A 19,478-nucleotide genomic window follows, 5' to 3' on the forward strand; every position below is an offset into this window, starting at 1 on the left:
AAAGAATCATTTATTTCTTCATATTAATTGTTTAAATATATCTTGAGTCAAAAATTATTGAATGAAATTAACAATGGATGTGTAATAAGATGAATAACAAAAAAAAGAAGAAGAAAAAACCAATTATAAGTCCAGGTGTGAAATTATTCCTAATTATTCTATTGATCCCCATTTCGATTACGGTCTATTCACTCGTCTTTTTTACTTGGGATAACATAAAGAACTTCTCCATTATTCAAAATTTAGCTCAAAGTGAATCAGTAAAAAATCAGCAAGAATCTATTCTTCAAATACCGGAAGATTATATTCCAATTTATTTGTCCGCAGCCGAAACCTACCATATTCCCTGGACACTTCTCGCTGCACATCATCGTGTGGAAACTAGATTTTCAACAATGAAATCTCTTGTCTCTCCGGTTGGTGCGGAAGGACACATGCAATTTATGCCCTGCACTTTTGTAGGGTGGAGTCATCCAACATGTTCGGGATTAGGAGAAGGCGACATTCCTGAAGCTGAAAAAACAAATCCAAAAATTATAAAAAAATACGGTGGCTATGGTATAGATGCAAATGGAGATGGTGTTGCAGATCCATTTGATATTGAGGATGCAATATATAGTGCTGCTAATTACTTATCTCAATCAGGTGCCTCTAATGGGGAGCTTGAGAAAGCGATTTTCAATTACAACCATAGTGAAGAATACGTTGATGATATCCTATATTACTATTACCAGTATGAAGAAGTAAGTGAGGATCTACTTCAATCTGTTTTCTAACAGCTAAAAAAAGAAATCAACTGCTACAGATGCAGTTGATTTCTCTTTTTTTATTATGTTGCTTTACGCATTGATCGCATAATTAAGCTTACAATAAAGATAAGAACGATTGCACCGATTAGAGCAGGGAAGACATAAAAATCAGATACTTGCCAACCCCAGTTTCCTAAGACTGCACTACCAATCCAGGAACCTACAATACCTGCAACAATATTACCTATGATACCTCCAGGAACATCTCTACCGATAATTACTCCTGCTAACCAACCAAGTACTCCGCCAATAATTAAAAACCAAATGAAACTCATCATGTGATTGTCAACTCCTTTTTAATTTATTAAAAGCGTGTAGTAACTTATAACCTAAAAATTGATATTCTAAACTTATTTTCATTTAGACGTACTTGTTAATACACCTTTTCAATAAGTAATATGCGCATTTTTAAATAAATGAATGCATCAAGAAATTTAAATATAAAAGAACATTTAAATAAGTATTGAAAAATAGTTCACAATTTATTCAAAATATTTTGATTTTTAGAAAAGATAGGAGTATAATTTCTACAAGCAGTACAAAAAATGTTGTATAATGGGGTGTTTTATATGAATATGAAATTAATGAAAAAACTTAATCGCCAAGGATTTACAATCGCTTTTCTTCACGCTGTCATATTGTTAAACCTCTCATTTGATTTGTTGTACGTAAATTAAAATAAAAAACAAAAGTCTAGCTATGATAGCTAGACTTTTATTATTTTCATATAAAGGTTTTTAAAAGAGTGCTTTATAATTACATTTTTATGACACATTTATTTGAATGGGGTGAAGTTCATTTTGGACATTATTCCTTGTACTTTATAATGGCTAATAATAGAAAATGAAAAATTGTCAAATTTTCAAAAAAAACTATTTAAAGTAGTAAATTACAAGCAATAGTGAGAATGTAAACGATTTCACGAAAATTGAATTTTTAGAATTTTTTAAACAATTACAAAAATCATGTTGACTAGCATGTCTTTTTTGTACTATGATAGCAACAATTTAAAAAGTTCGTAATTGTAAAACGAACACAATCATGTAACTTAATGGGACTGATTGTAAATATTATAATTTTATCTATCTTCTAGTGAAGTAATAGATATTCATGAGGGGCGTTTCAAAATGAGAAGTAACATGATTAAAGTAGGGGTTGATCGTGCTCCTCACCGTAGTCTTTTATATGCAACAGGAAAAGTGAAAGCAAAAGATTTAGGGAAGCCATTTATCGGTGTATGTAACTCTTATATCGATATTATTCCGGGGCACGTTCACTTACGTGGATTTGCGGATGTTGTAAAAGAAGCAATTATAGAAGCTGGCGGAATTCCGTTCGAATTTAATACGATTGGTGTTGATGACGGAATTGCAATGGGGCATATTGGTATGAGATATTCCCTGCCAAGCCGTGAGTTAATTGCAGATTCAGCAGAAACTGTTATTAATGCACACTGGTTTGATGGTGTTTTTTACATTCCTAACTGCGACAAAATTACGCCGGGTATGTTAATGGCAGCTGTGCGTACAAATGTACCATCGATTTTCGTATCAGGTGGACCAATGGAAGCAGGGACATCTGCTTCAGGAAAACAACTATCTTTAACATCTGTATTTGAAGGTGTTGGTGCACACAAATCTGGTAAAATGTCTGCTGAAGAGCTATTAGATATTGAAAACAATGCTTGTCCTACGTGTGGTTCATGCTCAGGAATGTTTACAGCAAACTCTATGAACTGTTTAATGGAGATGCTTGGTGTAGCACTCCCTGGTAACGGTACAATTGTTGCAACAAGTGAACAACGATATGAACTAATTCGAGAAGCAGCTAAACAATTAGTCCATATGATTAAAGAAGATATCAAACCACGGGATATTATCACGAAAGAAGCTATTGATGATGCCTTTGCTTTAGATATGGCAATGGGTGGATCTACAAATACGGTTCTACATACTTTAGCGATTGCTGCCGAAGCCGAAATTGAATATAACCTGGAGGACATCAACAAAGTAGCTGCTCGTGTACCTTACTTAGCGAAAATTATGCCGGCATCTGATATCTCGATGGACGATATTAATAAAGCCGGTGGCGTGAGCTCTATCATCAACGAGTTGACAAAGATTCCTGGTGCAATCCATCCAGATCGGATTACGGTTGCTGGTCAAACAATGCGTGAACTTGTAAAAGACTATAAGATTATTAATGACCAAGTAATCCGCACACATGATAATCCATACAGTCCGGTGGGTGGTCTGTCCGTGCTATTTGGCAACCTTGCTCCTGAAGGTTCTGTTATTAAGGTAGGTGCTGTCGACCCTTCAATACAAACATTTGTTGGGGATGCGATCGTGTTTGAGTCACAAGATGAAGCACAAGCAGCAATCGATAATGGAATTGTAAAAGAAGGGCATGTTGTAGTTATTCGCTATGAAGGGCCTAAAGGTGGTCCGGGTATGCCTGAAATGCTAGCGCCGACATCCGCAATCATGGGGCGTGGATTAGGAACAAAAGTTGCTTTAATAACAGATGGTCGGTTCAGTGGAGCATCTCGTGGTATTTCAATTGGTCATATCTCTCCTGAGGCTGCAGAAGGTGGTCCGATTGCACTGATTGAGGATGGCGATAAAATAATCATTGACTTACCAAATAGAACCATTAATCTAGATGTATCAGAAGAAGTATTATCAGAACGTCGTCAAAACTTAAAACCATTTGAACCAAAAATCAAAACTGGTTGGTTAGCGAGATATTCAAAACTTGTAACAAATGCTTCTAAAGGCGGAATTATGAAAATATAATTCATCGAAGTAAAGTTTTAATGGTATAATCAAGTAAAGTAAAACTAATAATGTTATAAGTAAATAGATAAATCTATGATGAGGTAAAAGGATATAGAGCCTTGTATCTACCAGAGAGTCGGTATTGCTGGAAGCCGACGATACAACTATATCCGACATCCCCTCGGAGTGAGCTATTAAACGCGCAGGTGCAATTAGATAGCTCCGGGCATAATTCGAAATGCTCGTTATTAATGAATAGTGTGCCTTATCTAGTTGCACATCGAATTTTCTTATTATTGTGAAAGTTCGATGTAGATGGGCAATTCCCGCTATTCGCGAGGTAGCTTTTTTAGCTATAAACAAGGGTGGTACCATGAAAGTCTTTTTCATCCCTACGTAAAGGTTTTCTTTGCGTTGGAGAAAAGGGCTTTTTTATTTTTTTAAAATTAAGGGAGGAGTTAACAAATGGCTGCTAACGTATCCACAACGAATGAAAGAAAAGATACAATCGCAACAACTCAATTACAAACTGAAGTAGAAAATAAACCAAGAAACGGTGCAGATATTCTAATTCAAGCATTGCATGATCAAAATGTTGAAATTGTTTTTGGCTATCCTGGTGGTGCTGTATTAAATGTTTACGATGCATTATACAGAAATCCGATTCGCCACATTTTAGCAAGGCATGAACAAGGTGCAATCCATGCAGCAGAGGGTTATGCACGTGTATTAAATAAACCGGGCGTTGTAATCGCAACGAGTGGTCCTGGTGCTACTAACTTAGTAACCGGTATTGCAGATGCAATGATTGATTCAATTCCACTAGTAGTTTTTACAGGTCAAGTGGCAACAAATGTAATCGGGTCAGATGCATTCCAAGAAGCTGATATCATGGGAATTACAACACCGATTACAAAGCATAATTATCAAATTCAAGATGTTAACGATATACCGCGAATTGTAAAAGAAGCGTTCCATATAGCAAATAGTGGTCGTAAAGGTCCAGTGTTAATTGACTTCCCTAAAAATATATCTGCTTCCGTTTTTGATGAAGCATTAGCAGAGGCTAGTAGAGAAGAAGAAATTTATTTACCGGGATATCAACCAAATACGAAACCTAATTTCCTGCAAATTCAAAAAGCAATTCAAGCAATCAGCGAATCAAAACAACCTTTAATCTTAGCAGGTGCAGGTGTCTTATTTGCAGATGCACGTCAGGAATTGACTGAATTTGCCCAAAAGTATAAATTGCCTGTCATCAATACCTTGCTAGGTTTAGGAAGTATTCATGGGCAGCATGAACTAAACTTTGGAATGGCTGGAATGCATGGTGCAGCTGTAGCCAACGATGCAATCCAAAAAGCAGATTTGCTTATAAACATTGGTGCTAGATTTGATGATCGTCTAACAGGGGATACAAAGCTATTTGCTCCAAATGCAACAATTATTCATATCGATATCGATCCTGCAGAAATTGGCAAAAATATTCCAACTGATATACCAATTGTTGCGGATGCAAAAGAAGCTTTAAAAGCCTTGCTAAAGAAAGATTTTCAAGGACCGGATACTTCAGATTGGTTGACATTCTTAAACGAGAAACAACAGGACACACCATACTGGTATGTAGAAGATGAGAATGAGATTTTACCACAACAAATAATTGAGATGGTTCACTCCATCACAAATGGAGATGCAGTGGTAACTACCGACGTAGGGCAGCATCAAATGTGGGCAGCTCAGTACTATAAATTGAATCACGATCATCAATGGGTTACATCTGGCGGTCTTGGGACGATGGGCTTTGGATTCCCGGCAGCAATTGGTGCGCAGTTTGCTAAACCGGATAAAAAAGTAGTTACATTTTGCGGGGATGCCGGCTTCCAAATGACATTACAAGAGCTTGCTTTACTTAATGAATATAATTTACCTGTAAAAGTAGTCATCGTGAACAATGGTGCACTTGGTATGGTGCGTCAATGGCAAGAATTATTCTATGATGGCCGTTATTCACAAAGTCTAATGCCGGTTCAACCTGATTTCGTAAAACTAGCAGAAGCTTATGGCGTAAAAGGTTACCGTATTAACACGATGGATGAGGCACAATCGATTCTGGAAGAAGCCTTAACTTCCGATGAACCAGTAGTAATTGATGCAAGAGTAAAACAATTAGAGAACGTTTATCCAATGGTGCCGGCAGGAAAATCTCTGGATGATATTGTAGGGGTGAAGAAATTTTGAAACGAGTAATAACAGTTACTGTGTTAAACCAAAGTGGTGTACTAAATCGTGTAACCGGTCTTCTGATGAAGCGTCAATTCAACATTGAATCAATAACAGTAGGCCATACGGAACAAGTGAATATTTCAAAAATGACATTTGTCGTACATGTAGCAGATGAAACAAAGCTTGAGCAGCTAATTAAACAATTATCCAAACAAATTGATGTCTTAAAAGTAAATGATATTACTGAAAAATCAATTGTTCTAAGAGAATTAGCACTAATAAAAGTAGTTTCTCCAGCTAATCTCAGAAATGAAATGAATTCGATTGTTGAGCCTTTTAGGCCACAAATTATTGACACGTCTAAAAACTTTGCAACCTATCAAGTAGTCGGTCATCCTGACAAAATTGATGCATTTATTGAATTAATTCGCCCTTATGGTATTAAAGAATTAACCCGAACAGGTGTTACGGCATCTGTTCGTGAAACTCAACCAGTTGAAACACCGCAACTTTCTATTCTTAAGTAAGTTTTCCTTACTTGATAGTTAGTATATAAATCGATAATGCGTAATTTAGCGTGTTATCTAGTATTAAAAAAATAGAACCCAATTTTAGGAGGAAATGAAAATGACAAAAATGTACTATCAAAATGAAATCAATGAGGCACCATTAAAAGAAAAGAAAATCGCAATTATCGGTTACGGTTCACAAGGTCATGCACATGCACAAAACTTAAAGGACTCTGGATTCAACGTAGTAGTTGGAGTGCGTCCTGGTAAGTCATTTGATCAAGCAAAAGAAGATGGATTAGAAGTAAAAACTGTTGCTGAAGCTGCTGCAGAAGCAGATATCATTCAGATCCTGCTTCCAGACGAAAGACAAAAACAAGTTTACGAGGCTGAAATTGCTCCAAATCTTGAACCAGGTAAAGCTTTAATGTTCGCTCATGGTTTTAACATTAACTTCGATCAAATTGTACCACCAGCGGATGTTGATGTATTTTTAGTAGCGCCAAAAGGACCTGGACACTTAGTGCGTCGTACTTATGTTCAAGGTGCTGGAGTGCCTGCGTTATTTGCAATCTATCAAAATGCTACTGGTGAAGCTCGCGATCTAGCATTAGCTTATGGTAAGGGGATCGGTTCTGCACGTGCGGGAATGTTGGAAACAACGTTTAAAGAAGAAACAGAAACGGATCTTTTCGGAGAACAAGCGGTACTTTGCGGTGGTACAACTGAATTAATCAAAGCTGGATTTGAAACTTTAGTAGAAGCTGGTTACCAGCCGGAATTAGCATACTTCGAAACATTACACGAATTAAAGTTAATCGTTGACCTGATCTATGAGGGTGGTATGGAAACAATGCGCTACTCAGTTTCTGATACTGCAGAATGGGGCGACTATGTATCAGGTCCGCGTATCATTGATTCATCAGTTAAGGCTCGCATGAAAGAAGTATTGACTGACATCCAAGACGGTACATTTGCGAAAGATTGGATTAAAGAAAACGAAACAGGTCGTCCACGTTACACTGCATACAAGAATGCAGGTGCAGAACACCAAATCGAACAAGTGGGATCAAAATTACGCGAAATGATGCCATTCATTAACGAAGGCAAGAAAAAAGTGGTGATTAAGTAGTGCGCAAGATTGATATTTTTGATACAACGCTACGTGATGGAGAACAGTCAGCAGGCATTAACTTAAATACTGCAGAAAAAATTGAAATTGCCAAGCAATTAGAACGTCTAGGTGTCAGTATTATTGAAGCAGGTTTTCCTGCTTCAAGCCCTGGCGATTTTGAGGCAGTAAATAAGATAGCAAGAACGGTAAAGAATTCGATTGTAACGGGTCTTGCACGTTGTGTGAAAAGTGATATTGATGCAACTTGGGAAGCAATTAAAGATGCTGAACAACCACATATTCATGTGTTCTTAGCAACAAGTCCGATTCATATGGAATATAAATTAAAAAAGTCTCCAGATCAAGTTGTCGAACAAGCGGTTGAAGCCGTGAAATATGCGAAAAAATTCTTCCCGCTTGTTCAATGGTCTGCTGAAGATGGTTTCCGTTCGGATCGTGAATACTTAGTTCGGATCATTGAAAAAGTAATTGAGGCTGGTGCAACAACAGTTAATGTTCCTGATACAGTAGGTTATGCTTCACCATTAGAATATGGCGAACTATTCAGTTACTTGCGTGAAAATGTCCGTGGAGCTGAAAATGTGAAGTTCTCAGCACATTGCCATGATGATCTGGGTATGGCTGTAGCTAACTCAATTGCAGCCATTCAAAATGGTGCTGACCAAGTCGAATGTACAATAAATGGAATAGGTGAACGTGCTGGTAATGCATCATTGGAAGAAATTGGTGTTGCCATGCATATTCGTAAAGATATTTACCAAGTTGAAACTGGATTGAACCTGAAAGAAATTAAACGAACTTCCCAACTGGTAAGCCGTTTAACGGGAGTTGTCATTCAGCCAAATAAAGCGATAGTAGGGAAAAATGCATTTGCTCACGAATCAGGTATTCACCAAGATGGTGTGTTAAAGCATAAAGAAACTTATGAGATTATCTCACCTGAATTAGTTGGTGAAGGAGAAGTTCCTTTAGTATTAGGTAAACACTCCGGTCGCGCGGCATTCAGAGATCGTGCTGAAAAGATGGGCTTTGAATTATCAGACGAAAAATTAAATAAAGCATTCCAGGAGTTCAAAAAGCTTGCTGACCGTAAAAAGGAAATTACAGAAGAAGATTTAATGACCCTTCTGACTGAACAACAAGTTTCAATAGAAGATGTTCAATTATTCGAATTGAAATCGGTTCAGGTTTCTTATGGAACAGAAAATATTCCAACTGCTACAGCATCTGTCCTAACACCAGAAGGGGAGCTTAAAACCTTAGCTGCTACAGGTTCAGGATCTGTTGAAGCGATTTTTAACACACTTGAGCAATTAGTCAATGGAACAGTGAATATCTTGGACTTCCGAGTGAAATCGGTAAGTAAAGGTAGAGATGCTTTAGGAGAGGCCATCGTAAATTTACGATACAACGGCTATACATCAACTGGCCGTGATGCTTCTCAAGATGTACTTGAAGCAACTGCGAAAGCTTATTTAAATGCAATAAATCGCCATATCATTCAGGAAAGCATTCGAGGGAAACAAACTGCTGAGGTTTAATTCTATCTGTGAAGAATTGACGCGATTTTAAAAGTGTTTAGATGGCTTAAACTAATTTGCTATTGAAAAGATTTTTAAAATCAATTAAAAGAGACGCCATCAAAGACTTGCTTTGATGGCATTTCTTTAAACTTGTATTTATCAAAAAACAGTAAAGAAAGGTGTTTTTGCAGATGGAAAAGAAAATTACAGTACTTCCTGGCGATGGCATTGGACCTGAAGTTGTTGCAGCCGCGGTAAGAGTTTTACAAGTCATCGCAAAAAGATACGGACATGATTTCCAACTAGGGTATGCTGCAATCGGTGGAGCGGCAATTGATCAATTCCAAGACCCGCTTCCAGAAGATACAATTGAAATGTGCAAGGAAAGTGATGCAATTCTGCTAGGTGCGGTAGGGGGTCCGAAATGGGATAACAATCCTGCAGCGTTGCGTCCTGAAATAGGTTTACTGCGTATCCGTAAAACTTTTGACTTATTTGCAAATCTTAGACCAGTAAAAGCATTCCCAAGTTTACTTGATGCCTCTCCATTGAAGCGTGAAGTAGCAGAAAATGTTGATTTAATGATTGTTCGAGAATTAACAGGCGGAATCTACTTCGGCGAAAAAAGTCGCACTGAATCAGAGGCAAGTGATTTAAATATATATTCTCGAGAAGAAATTGAACGCATTATTGATAATGCATTTGTACTAGCAAAAGTACGCAAAGGTAAACTTTGCTCTGTTGATAAAGCAAATGTTCTAGAAACTTCTAGATTATGGCGTCAAATTGTGGAAGAGAAAAAAGCGCAATATCCTGAAGTAGCAGTTGAACATAATTTAGTAGACTCAGTTGCAATGAAACTAATTACAAACCCTGCTTACTATGATGTCGTAGTAACTGATAATATGTTTGGAGATATTCTAAGTGATGAAGCTTCTGTCATTACGGGTTCTCTAGGTGTGTTGCCTTCAGCCTCTATTCGAAGTGATAATTTTGGACTTTATGAGCCGGTTCATGGTTCTGCTCCAGAAATTGCAGGGCAAGGAATTGCAAATCCAGCAGCAACAATTCTTTCAGTTGCAATGATGCTTCGCTATTCATTTGATCTTCAAGAGGAAGCGGCAGAAATTGAACGTGCAGTAAGTAGTGTATTTGATGATGGCTACTTTACAGCTGACTTAGTGAAGGATAGTAGCCGGGCACTAACAACAGATGAATGGACGGATAAAGTAATCGCAGAGATTGATACAAATTTTGTTGCAGATAGTATTATGGAAACTTATATTTAAGGATTGGTGAAGAGTATGTCAAAAAATATTATAGAAAAAATTTGGGATTCACACGTCGTTTATCAAGAAGCTGGGAAACCGGATTTGCTTTATATCGATCTTCATCTAATTCATGAAGTTACATCTCCCCAAGCTTTTGAAGGGCTTCGTTTAGCAGGTCGTAAAGTACGTCGTCCAGATCTTTGTTTTGCAACAATGGACCATAATGTCCCAACAAAAAACCTGCCGACAATAAACGACCCGATTGCCAAAAAACAAATTATGACGCTTGCAGAAAATGCAAAAGAGTTTGGAGTTCAGCTTGCTGACATGGGTCATCCAGATCAGGGGATCGTACACGTGATTGGCCCTGAACTGGGCTTAACACAACCCGGTAAAACAATAGTTTGTGGCGACTCACATACTTCAACTCATGGTGCATTTGGAGCTTTAGCTTTTGGTATTGGAACATCAGAGGTTGAACATGTTTTATCTACTCAAACATTATGGCAAACAAAGCCGCCAACAATGGAAATTCGTGTCAATGGTAAATTAGGTGTCGGTGTTGCAGCCAAGGACGTCATTTTAGCAATTATTGCAAAGTGGGGAATTGGTGTAGGTACCGGTCATATTGTCGAATATACAGGCGAAGCAATCCGTAACCTTACGATGGAAGAACGTATGACCATCTGTAATATGTCGATTGAAGCTGGAGCGAAGGCAGGTCTTATTTCTCCAGACCAGACTACAGTAGATTTCCTTCGTGGACGCCGATTCGCTCCAAAGGATGAAAACTTTGAAGAAGCGGCTAATTACTGGCTAAGCTTGGCTTCGGATGCGGGCTGTTCATATGATGTGGTTTTAGAAATCGATGCAGAAGAAATTGAACCAATTGTTACTTGGGGAACAAACCCTTCGATGGGTACTGGCGTGTCGAAAACTGTGCCAACATCTTCAGATTTTAATTCGGAATCCGATAAAGCGGCTCTTCAAAAAGCACTTGCCTATATGGGATTAGAAGAAGGGCAACCTATTTCTTCTATTGAAATACAACATGTATTCATAGGTTCATGTACAAATTCTCGACTATCAGATTTGCGTACAGCGGCTAGTATTATAGAAGGGAAAAAGGTAGCTCCAGGCGTAAAAGCTTTTGTAGTGCCTGGTTCTTATTCTACAAAGGCTGCTGCTGAAAAAGAGGGATTAGATAAAATCTTCTTAGAAGCAGGCTTTGAATGGCGCGAATCTGGGTGCTCCGCATGCCTTGGGATGAATGAAGACACTATTCCTTCAGGTGAACGTTGTGCTTCTACATCAAATCGTAACTTTGAAGGCCGACAAGGTGCAGGGGCTCGTACACACTTAGTAAGTCCTGCAATGGCTGCAGCTGCAGCGATTGAAGGTCACTTTGTTGACGTCCGGAAATATGTAACTCAAGAAGTATAAGAGGTAGGAGTGAGAAAAATGGAACCTATTAATATTGTTAATAGTATTATTACACCTTTAGATCGAAAAAATGTTGATACAGACCAAATTATTTCAAAGGAATTTTTAAAACGTATCGAACGAACTGGCTTTGGACGTTTTTTATTCTATCATTGGCGTTTTGATGAGCAGGGAAATGAAATTTCAGACTTCGTTTTAAATAAGCCTGAATATCAAGGCTCGCAAATAATCGTTGCACAAGATAACTTTGGTTGCGGTTCTTCACGTGAGCATGCTCCGTGGGCTATTCTTGACTATGGTTTCCGAGTAGTGATTGCACCAAGTTTTGCAGATATCTTCCACAATAACTGTTTTAAAAATGGGATATTACCAATTAGATTAACTGAAGCCGAGTGTGATGAAATTCTGGCAAAAGGCTTACTAGCTCCGTATAACGTAGAAGTAAACCTTGAAGCACAAACAGTAACGGGGGTAGATGGGAAAGTCTACAATTTTAACATCGATCCATATTACAAACAAATGCTTCTAAATGGCTGGGATGAAATTTCGCTTACATTCCAATATGAGGATCAAATTAAAGCATATGAAGAAAAAAGAGTTGTATATTAAGAACTTTTTTTAAGAAATTCTATAAAAAAGTAACCAACGCAGAATGCGAGCGTTTGGCAACAATCAAAAATCACTTCATTCTATCTATAGAGTGAAGTGACTTTAATTTAGAACCGAATAGTAGTAGGGTTCGATAGTTGTTTTTGTTTTTCTATATCGTCACGATATTCATTTGCTAATTCTTTCTTTACCAACATTTCTGCATTTTTTACAGATGCGGATTTTACATAATTATCGACTTCTAGCTCAGGGTAAACAGATTTGATTAATGAAGGAGGAAGTAAAACTAACGTGATTGTTACTAATAATACACTGCAAACAATTAAAATAATTTCTGCTGGCACAATATCATATAGCATTCCAAATACCAAAGAACCAATTGGCATTAATCCCATTGCCATCATTTCCAGAATGCCAAACACTCTTCCACGATAGTTTTCATCTACATCCTTTTGCATCATGATTCCAATAGGTGTATTTGTTAAAACGCTTAAACTGCCGAATAAGAACATCATCACTAGAAAATAGACAAATAACAACGAACCAGAGAATTTGAAGATAAGTGGAATAGCGATGGTTCCAACAAGAATGGATAATCCTAAAACTGCCCGTTTTGAAAATAGTAATGGGTACTTCACGTTTGATCTAGCAGCGAAATAGACTGAAATAAGCAACATTCCAATTGCTCCTGATGCCTCAACGAAGCCAATTAAAGAATACTCCATTTTCAATACTCCTACCAATATAAAATTCGTTCCCACACTGACGGAAGTAAAGAATAAATTAAGCCAAAGAACTACTAATAGCAGGCGAGAAATGACAGGTTTAGTTTTTAGATATCCAAGTCCTTCCTTAAAGCTTTGGATCATGGATTCTTCATTTTTGTTTTCTATCCGGTCTTTTGTATATAATCTGAAATTCATTGTGGATTCTAATAAAAATGCGATTAAATAAGAGATTATATTGATAAGTAAAAACATTTCCATTGAAACAAATCCAAACAACATCCCCCCGACAATTGGGCCGCCAATTCCTGAAACAGAGAGAGATATCTGATTAAAAGACATTGCTTTTTGGATTCTTTCTTGATCGACTAAATTAGAAATTGATGCAGAAAAGGCGATAGACGAAAATGTGCTGCTAATTGTGTAGAACACCGTAGTTGCGTAAATAGCGGTAATCGACAAGTCAAAGAAAACACTATAAGCGAGTAGTCCTGTAATCGATAAAATAACGCCTCCTTGACCAACTAGAACAACCGCTTTTCTAGGTAGTCGATCCGTTAATATCCCGGCAATAGGAGAAAGAAAGATTCTTGGAAGAATTGAAAATATTAAATTTGCTGCAAAACTTAGAGCAGAACCAGTAATAGATAAGATAAACATGCTCATTCCAAATGAGTAGACATTGGCGCCCAGTGAAGAAATCATTTTACTTACTAAAAATGTATATAAATGATAGGTAGCCTGCCTCTGCTTCATCACTTCTGACATATAACCATCCCCTTTGATAAATGTTTAATTTAATTAAACTCATGATATTCCACTCTTTGAAAAAAAACAACCTAAAAGTTTAATTTAATTTAACTTATTTGAAAAAAGTAGAAATATGGGTTACTATTTGTTTAATTAAACTAAAATATAATTGAATATTCTGATTTTGGTATCGAATACCAAAAGGGGGAGGTTGCATGAATTCACTTGGAGAACGAATTAAACAACTTAGAAAACAAAAGAAGATGACATTAGCTGAACTTGCTGGGAATCGTTTGACTAAAGGAATGTTAAGCTTAATAGAGAACGGGAAAGCCCAGCCTTCCATGGAGAGCTTAAGATACATCGCCGAGAGGGTGGGCGTCGAAGTATCTACATTACTTGATGATGGAAATGTTGAAGAACTACGAAATCTACTTTTAGAAATTGAAACGGAATACAAAAAAATATTTTATCCGTACGAAGTGAAAGAAAGAGAAAGATTAATTCCTCTATATGAAAAAATCTCCGTCAAAGTAAATAATCTACAAGGGAAAAAATACGAAGAGATAAGGTTGCTAGATTATTATATTCGACTGAATACTCTATTAAACTATGATCAAGATGAAGTAACAATGTTTGATGTTATTGTCTATTACGAAAAAATACATGCCTATAGCCGAATTATCGATTGTTATAGTTTCTTAGCAGGGTATGCCTTTTATCGAAATGACTATAAAATTGCCTTGCAGTTTATGCAAGATGCAGAACAAAGAATTAAACCTTACAGTCATCTGATCGATCATATTGCTTTATTGGACAACCATTATATATTAACTGTTCTCTATGCAGCGATTGACAACGCATCAAAAACTCAAGAACATCTTGATATGGCATTGGAAATTGCGCATAAAAATAAAATATATTATCGTTTGGACGATTTTTACCGGTTCACGTTAATTCAAGCGATTGGCCAAGGGGATAAAGAAAAAAGCAAGTACTACTTAACTAAATTAACGCAACATGCAGATTTTACTGAAGATAAAATAGCTATAAGTTCACTTGCTTTTGCAAATGCACATTATACCAATCTTATTGAAAAAGATTATAAGAAAGTATCAAGTTTCCGAAAATACTTAATTCTCGATAGTAAGGTTAGCGAGAATTTAGTAGATGTTTCCCTTTTATATGAAATGGAAGAAGCATATGCTTACTGGAAAGAAGGAAACTACAAGAATTCATTGAAACTAAGCGAATCTTTTACAATCCCTGACTATGCTCATCATCCTTTAGATTTATCGATTATGTATAGAAGTTTTGCAGTTCGGGCACTTTGTTATCATGAATTAGGGGAAAGGGAAGCAGCAAAAAGTGAGGTATTATATGCTTACCATGGTGTGGCAGAATTCCCAAGCTCAATTTACAAGACGTTTATTCAAGATGCATATGAAAAAATACAATATGGAAAAAGGGTTAAGTAGAATCTGCACATCTACTTAACCCTTTTTTATTTTACTGAGCCACTCACAAATTCAGCATCTTTGTAATACATATTTTTTACTAATACGTTTGGTCCTATGCATTTCACTGCAGGGCAATGGCAATTTAATGATTTTGCTAAATCAGTAGCTAACCATTTGTCAAAAACATCGGGCAGAGAATCTCGTTGGATATTGCCCAGGGCAGGTGTATCACCGAAGTCAGTCACGATTACGTCACCATTGAAAATATTCACGTTGAGTCTAGAACGGCCATCTGGATCATTCCGCAAAGTGACATTTTTTGCTTCCCGTAGACGTCTTAATAATGTCTGATCCTCATCATTTAGGCTACAGGGATAGAAGGGAAGAGTACCAAACAGCATCCAAGTGTCTTCGTCGCGAATATCGAGTAAGCGATTGATTGCTTCACGTGTTTCTTCGAGTGAAAGGGAAGTAAGACTTGACGCAAAATCGGATGGGTACATCGGATGCACCTCGTGTCTTGCGCACTTCATTTCATGGACAATTTGATGGTGAATATGCTCTATATAAGGAATCGTCTTTTTATTTAACATCGTCTCAGCTGAAACCATGACACCTTGTTCTGACAGCATGCGTGAGTTTTCGATCATTCTATCAAATAGAGCGGCTCTTTGGTCAAAGGTAGGTTTTCTTTCCATCATTGCAAAGCCTGTTTCGACAAATTCTTCAATCGTTCCCCAGTTATGAGAAATATGAAGAACATCAAGGTATGGAGCGATCTCTAAATATCTTTCGCCATCAATCGTTAAGTTAGAGTTCATTTGCGTTCTAACGCCGCGCTCATGAGCATATTGCAAAATTGGTTTTACATAATTTGTGACCGATTTTTTACTTAGCATCGGTTCGCCACCTGTAATACTTAAGGTTCTTAAATTTGGAATCTCATCTAATCGTTTTAAGATCAATTCTAATGGCAATGCAGTCGGATCCTTTGTTTGTAAAGTATAGCCAACCGCACAATGTGCACATCTCATATTACATAAAGTTGTTGTTGTAAATTCAATATTTGAAAGTGTCAATTTCCCGAATTGTTCTACATCTAAATAAGCTTCCCAAGGATCGAACTGAGGGTTAATCTTTTCTAATGTTTTCATAGTTTTTCGATCTTCCTTTCCAAAACTACATTTTCTCACAACATCGCCCATTAGAAAACTAATTTTGCTTCATTTAGAAGATTTAACTATTAACGGGATAATACACTCATTTTACTAGCGACAAATTAAGTATCTAATTGCTTAATGAAGCTATGATTTTCACTATAATAAACATCTCCGTAAATATTTTCAACCACTGTTTTACTTATCTCAATTTTAGAGAAATTAACAGCTTGCACATTAAAACGAGATTTATTATTTCGAATGACACTATCCGAAACGTAAACAGAGGATTGATTTTGTGCAAAAATATCAGAAAGGGCACCATCTGTTATTTGAACGCTTTTTAATTCAACGGTAGATTCGAAATCAATCCATAACTGATGTTGAGCGTGTTTGGAAATAAAACAATCAGTAACAAACGCTTCACTATGATTTTGAATGAATAAGGCATTTCGATTGCCATCAAATAATTCGCTGTTTTTTAAAATTACTGAGCTATCATTTACAACCATCTGTGAAAGCTCATGATTGAAAATTTGACTATCATACAAATACAAACTCGAGTTTCGCAAAACTTTTACGCCATAAGATTTCCCATTATAGATTTGACAATTTTCGAAGCGCGCATTTGACAAATCGCATATTTCAATCTGGACATTGGAACTTTCATAAAATTGGCATTCAATGGCCGTCAGTTCACACTCATTTACGATAAATAGACTCTTCCCATTGTATAGTTCACTTTGAATAATATAAATTTCCACATTCGATTTACAAGCAATATGAGGCATTTCATTATCAAAAAATTTACACATATCCACTTCTACTTTTGAATGAGACATTGCTAATATCCCGTTTCCGACATTCTGGGTTAAAATAGACTTGAAAATTGATAAATCAGATTTAAATAACGTTATTGCTGAATTTGCATTATGCGTTATTTCACACTCGACAATTGAACAATTCCCGTTATCCTCAATACACACCCCAACGTGATAGCCAGCTGTAATTCCGCATTTCTTCATTGAACAAATGGATTTGTTGGCAATGGAAACTTGAGAGGAACGGTGTGCTTTAATCGTTGTTTCAAAGATATTGACAATAGAATTATCGCTTATTTGAATTCCGACATTTTCTCCATCATGGATTTGGCAAAATTCAATATTCATCTTAGAATCCTTTGTTACAACAATATTGGACTTCTTATTTTGTGCAATTTCACAATGGAAGACTTGCGCTTCGGCTCTTTGGGTGATAGAAAGCCCAGCATCCTTTCCTTGTTGAATGGAACAATAGCGAGCAGTTAGTAAGCCTCTTTGTACGCAAATCTGTGTTTGTGTATTGTGTTGAAGAACTGTCGATTGTATCGAGGCATCTCCTTCATGATAAACATGAATTCCCATACCATCTCCATGTTCAATGACGCTTTCATGATCAATGAATCGTGAATCTTCCACAACAATTTGTGCACTAGTATGATGATGGAAGTGGTCATTCCTTGACTGGACGAAGGAACCATTTTTAATACATAAAGCATGCTTGGCATAAGAAAATTCACATTTTTCAATACACAATTGGGATGATTCAGCTAATATTTGCACTTTTCCATTATGCTCAAATGTACAATTTTCAAAGATTGCCTTACTATTATTGATGATGGACAGTGCCATATCTTTTGCGTATTCAAAAGTACAGTGATAGGCATTTATTTTCCCCCCATCAACCGTCGCATGAATATCACTTTTCCCACCTTTAAAAAGACAATTTTGAAGCACAACTTCTCCTTCAATATACATTTGTGCAGTAGGGGTGATGGTTAAGTTCTGCAATGTGACAGATACATTTTTTGGAATGATAATTAAACCTTCCAGAATTGTTTCATCGTGTATATCGCCAGCCAAGACCATATTTTTATCGAAATGAATGGATTCTTTATATAGCTTCGGCTTCAGTTGAATAAAGTTTCCTGCTTTTGAATGCTGTATAACCTTTTGAATCGTTTTAACATTTATAAAAAATCTTGAGAATATACGGTAAATAGACAATAGGGGGTACCTCCTCCAATTAAAAAACACTACTTCTATTCTCAGTTAAAATGCAAAATCTTAATCGCATTTTTACAATTCTTTCTAAAAAATGGATATTATTTTTCTTTTTTTGCGAAAAGCAAAAGGGAGGGTTACAATTAATCTTATTTAATCTAGGAGGATTTATCTTTGAAAGCTACATTAATCGAACTTTTGAACACGAACCTAATCGATAGACAAGCATATATGCAGGAACACGGTGAACAACTTATCGAAAATATGATTTTACATATTGGTGATCCGGAAGATGAATTGCGTGATAAGTTAAATTACCGTTTATTTATCGAGTTACTTTCTGCTCAAATTTTTTCGCACAAGCAAATGGCACAAATTGCTTTAACCCTAAAAGGGGAAAACTATCTTTATCGATCCATCGGCGAGCGTGACACCGATACTGTATTCACACGTTCATTTTCGGCACTGTGGCTGAGCAATCTATTGAATGTTGATCGTCAACTGCGATTCTTGAATGAGGAAGACGCAGCTGCTCTATTAGATGTTAGTTCTCAGTATTTAGCAAAAGAAAAAGACGTGCGCGGTTTTGTTGGCGAGAAGGGGTGGGCTCACAGTATTGCACATGGTGCAGATTTATCAAGTGCCATCATCTCGCATCCGTTATTCAATGTTCGATTTGCTCCAGTCATTTTGCAAGGTATAAAGGAAAGTTTTTGGAAAGGAACAGTCTTTGTTGACGATGAAGAAGAACGTCTTGTCTCAATTGTTGAAAAATTAATATTGATAAATTACCCGGAAGAAATATTAGTTGAATGGCTAGAACAGGTATTTGATAAACTGCAATTTTATTTAATGGAAGTAGGCTATACTCCACAGTATTTTGCAGCTCGAACAAATACTCTACATTTTATGAAAACTTTGTACTTTACATTAAAGTTTTCTCAAAAATCACCGGAATTCCTGGCAATTGTCTCACAATTTATTGCTAAATGGATGAAACAATAATTATTAAAATGAAATAGGAAGTGAGGTGGGATTATCA

15 protein-coding genes are annotated in these 19,478 nt (G+C 36.6%); 11 read left to right on the top strand and 4 right to left on the bottom strand.

The window, feature by feature from the left end; genetic code table 11:
* Window positions 1-89 precede the first annotated feature (89 nt).
* Window positions 90-776 (top strand): lytic transglycosylase domain-containing protein, encoded by a 687-nt coding sequence (locus ACFQU5_RS13520; RefSeq protein ID WP_390288597.1) that lies wholly within the window; start codon window positions 90-92, stop codon window positions 774-776.
* Between the two features lie 53 nt (window positions 777-829).
* Here ACFQU5_RS13520 and ACFQU5_RS13525 read toward each other — a convergent pair whose 3' ends face one another.
* Window positions 830-1,087, bottom strand: a complete 258-nt coding sequence (locus tag ACFQU5_RS13525) for a GlsB/YeaQ/YmgE family stress response membrane protein (RefSeq protein ID WP_408063438.1) — start codon at window positions 1,085-1,087, stop codon at window positions 830-832.
* A gap of 849 nt (window positions 1,088-1,936) precedes the next feature.
* Between ACFQU5_RS13525 and ilvD the strand changes: the two genes are divergently transcribed.
* From ilvD to leuD, 8 genes are all read left to right on the top strand, one after another.
* The gene (gene ilvD, locus ACFQU5_RS13530) at window positions 1,937-3,607 is read left to right on the top strand and encodes a dihydroxy-acid dehydratase (RefSeq protein WP_390288599.1); all 1,671 of its coding nucleotides are present in this window, start codon (window positions 1,937-1,939) and stop codon (window positions 3,605-3,607) included.
* A gap of 447 nt (window positions 3,608-4,054) precedes the next feature.
* Window positions 4,055-5,827, top strand: coding sequence for a biosynthetic-type acetolactate synthase large subunit (gene ilvB, locus ACFQU5_RS13535; protein ID WP_390288601.1), 1,773 nt, complete (start codon window positions 4,055-4,057; stop codon window positions 5,825-5,827).
* Window positions 5,824-6,339 carry an acetolactate synthase small subunit gene (gene ilvN, locus ACFQU5_RS13540; protein ID WP_390288603.1) on the top strand — a complete coding sequence of 172 codons (516 nt, stop codon included), beginning with the start codon at window positions 5,824-5,826 and terminating at the stop codon, window positions 6,337-6,339. The genes ilvB and ilvN overlap by 4 nt, the downstream gene beginning before the upstream one ends.
* Before the next feature lie 100 nt (window positions 6,340-6,439).
* Window positions 6,440-7,453 carry a ketol-acid reductoisomerase gene (ilvC, locus tag ACFQU5_RS13545; protein WP_390288605.1) on the top strand — a complete coding sequence of 338 codons (1,014 nt, stop codon included), beginning with the start codon at window positions 6,440-6,442 and terminating at the stop codon, window positions 7,451-7,453.
* Window positions 7,453-8,997: a 2-isopropylmalate synthase gene (locus tag ACFQU5_RS13550; protein ID WP_390288607.1), complete on the top strand. Its 1,545-nt coding sequence runs from the start codon at window positions 7,453-7,455 to the stop codon at window positions 8,995-8,997. The genes ilvC and ACFQU5_RS13550 overlap by 1 nt, the downstream gene beginning before the upstream one ends.
* Before the next feature lie 173 nt (window positions 8,998-9,170).
* Entirely contained in the window at window positions 9,171-10,268 is a 1,098-nt protein-coding gene (leuB, locus tag ACFQU5_RS13555) for a 3-isopropylmalate dehydrogenase (protein WP_390288609.1), read from the top strand.
* Window positions 10,269-10,283: 15 nt separating this feature from the next.
* Window positions 10,284-11,693 carry a 3-isopropylmalate dehydratase large subunit gene (leuC, locus tag ACFQU5_RS13560; RefSeq protein WP_390288611.1) on the top strand — a complete coding sequence of 470 codons (1,410 nt, stop codon included), beginning with the start codon at window positions 10,284-10,286 and terminating at the stop codon, window positions 11,691-11,693.
* Between the two features lie 18 nt (window positions 11,694-11,711).
* Window positions 11,712-12,302 (top strand): 3-isopropylmalate dehydratase small subunit, encoded by a 591-nt coding sequence (gene leuD / locus ACFQU5_RS13565; RefSeq protein WP_390288613.1) that lies wholly within the window; start codon window positions 11,712-11,714, stop codon window positions 12,300-12,302.
* A 107-nt stretch (window positions 12,303-12,409) separates the two neighbouring features.
* Here leuD and ACFQU5_RS13570 read toward each other — a convergent pair whose 3' ends face one another.
* Window positions 12,410-13,795 carry an MFS transporter gene (locus tag ACFQU5_RS13570; RefSeq protein WP_390288615.1) on the bottom strand — a complete coding sequence of 462 codons (1,386 nt, stop codon included), beginning with the start codon at window positions 13,793-13,795 and terminating at the stop codon, window positions 12,410-12,412.
* 197 nt (window positions 13,796-13,992) lie between these two features.
* On the opposite strand from ACFQU5_RS13570, the gene ACFQU5_RS20305 reads away from it, so the two are divergent.
* The gene (locus ACFQU5_RS20305) at window positions 13,993-15,255 is read left to right on the top strand and encodes a helix-turn-helix domain-containing protein (RefSeq protein ID WP_486395212.1); all 1,263 of its coding nucleotides are present in this window, start codon (window positions 13,993-13,995) and stop codon (window positions 15,253-15,255) included.
* Window positions 15,256-15,281: 26 nt separating this feature from the next.
* Here the strand turns inward: ACFQU5_RS20305 and yfkAB are convergent, their stop codons facing one another.
* Complete coding sequence (yfkAB, locus tag ACFQU5_RS13585) at window positions 15,282-16,391, bottom strand: radical SAM/CxCxxxxC motif protein YfkAB (protein WP_390288617.1); 1,110 nt, start codon at window positions 16,389-16,391, stop codon at window positions 15,282-15,284.
* 125 nt (window positions 16,392-16,516) lie between these two features.
* Complete coding sequence (locus ACFQU5_RS13590) at window positions 16,517-18,439, bottom strand: right-handed parallel beta-helix repeat-containing protein (RefSeq protein WP_390288619.1); 1,923 nt, start codon at window positions 18,437-18,439, stop codon at window positions 16,517-16,519.
* A 171-nt stretch (window positions 18,440-18,610) separates the two neighbouring features.
* Between ACFQU5_RS13590 and ACFQU5_RS13595 the strand changes: the two genes are divergently transcribed.
* Window positions 18,611-19,441 (top strand): DUF2785 domain-containing protein, encoded by an 831-nt coding sequence (locus tag ACFQU5_RS13595; RefSeq protein WP_390288621.1) that lies wholly within the window; start codon window positions 18,611-18,613, stop codon window positions 19,439-19,441.
* Window positions 19,442-19,478 lie beyond the last annotated feature (37 nt).

Origin of the sequence: Ureibacillus sp. GCM10028918 (assembly GCF_042666115.1) — a bacterium.
Classification (GTDB): Bacteria; Bacillota; Bacilli; order Bacillales_A; family Planococcaceae; genus Ureibacillus.